This is a genomic window from Actinoalloteichus spitiensis RMV-1378, from assembly GCF_000239155.1.
In the GTDB taxonomy this organism is placed as follows: Bacteria; Actinomycetota; Actinomycetes; order Mycobacteriales; family Pseudonocardiaceae; genus Actinoalloteichus_B; species Actinoalloteichus_B spitiensis.
Map to the genome: position 1 here is coordinate 1 of NZ_AGVX02000459.1, position 1,107 is coordinate 1,107.

At 74.4% G+C, this 1,107-nt stretch carries 1 protein-coding gene; it reads right to left on the reverse strand.

Annotated features, from left to right (window positions below; all coding sequences use genetic code 11):
• A partial coding sequence (locus ACTIDRAF_RS0219085; protein ID WP_169533990.1) for an oligosaccharide flippase family protein occupies positions 1-1,063 on the reverse strand: 1,063 nt, incomplete at its 3' end.
• Between the last annotated feature and the right edge of the window lie 44 nt (positions 1,064-1,107).

Genomic DNA, 1,107 nt, shown 5'->3' on the forward strand with positions numbered 1-1,107 from the left:
CCGGACTGAGCAGGCCGAGAACGACCGCCGGCCCCACCCCCCGGGCCAGTTCCCGTACCCGGACCCCCGCCCGGTGCGCCCCCCACACCTGCAACGGCAACGCGACGGTCGCGGCGACGAGCGCCTGCGCCCAGGCGACGCCCGCCAACCCCCACCACCACGCGCCGGCACAGCTGACCGGTACGAGCGCGAGGAGCCAGGCCAGTTGCACACCGACGGAGGACGCCAGGGCGCCCGTGGCCACCATGAGGTTGAACACGAGTTCCGAGACGACGCGGGCGACGGCGGCGACCGCGAGACCGGACAGCGCGGTGGCCGCCGGTGACCACTCCGGACCGTAGAGGACCAGGACGAGGGGTTCGGCGAGCACCGCGAGTCCGACCCCTCCGGGCAGGACGACGACCCCGACCAGCCCGAAGACCCCCGAGACAGCGCGGGAGAGGTCCCCACCCCGTTCCCGGACCCGGGAGAACGTCGCGAGCGCCACCCGCTCGACCGTGCCGGTGACGATGGCGGCCGGCCAGTTGGCCACGTTGGAGGCGAGGTAGAGCAGGCCGAGGGCGCTCGCCCCGAGCAGCGACCCGGTGACCAGCTGCGGGGTGGCCTGCGCCAGCACCAGGACGGTCGAGGAACCCAGCATCGCCGCACCGCACCGGGTGATCGTGGCCGCGTGCGCCCGGTGGAGGCCGAAACTCGGCCGGATCCCGGCGAGCACCACCAACAGCACCACCACCAGCGCCGTTCCCGCGATGTTCCCGCCCGCGAGGGACCAGGCTCCCGCGCCGAGGACGGCGAGCACCCCGGTCACCGCCAGGTTCAACGCCATCCCGGAGACATCGGCGACCAACCGCCTCGCCTGGGCCAGTTCCCTGGTCAGCAACGCCCCCGGCACGGCGGCGAACCCGTCCAGCACGAGGTTCACCGACATCAGGCGGATCACCCCGGTGGCCTCCGGGCTGCCCAACGCGTCGGCGAGCAGTGGTGCCGAGACCAGGCACAGCAGGAAACCCACGAGCCCCCACAGGACGGACAGCGTCCAGGCGGTCGGCAACAGCGGCCGCACGGCGCCCCTCCCGCTGCCCGGCTGCCGCACCACGGCCGGCCGCC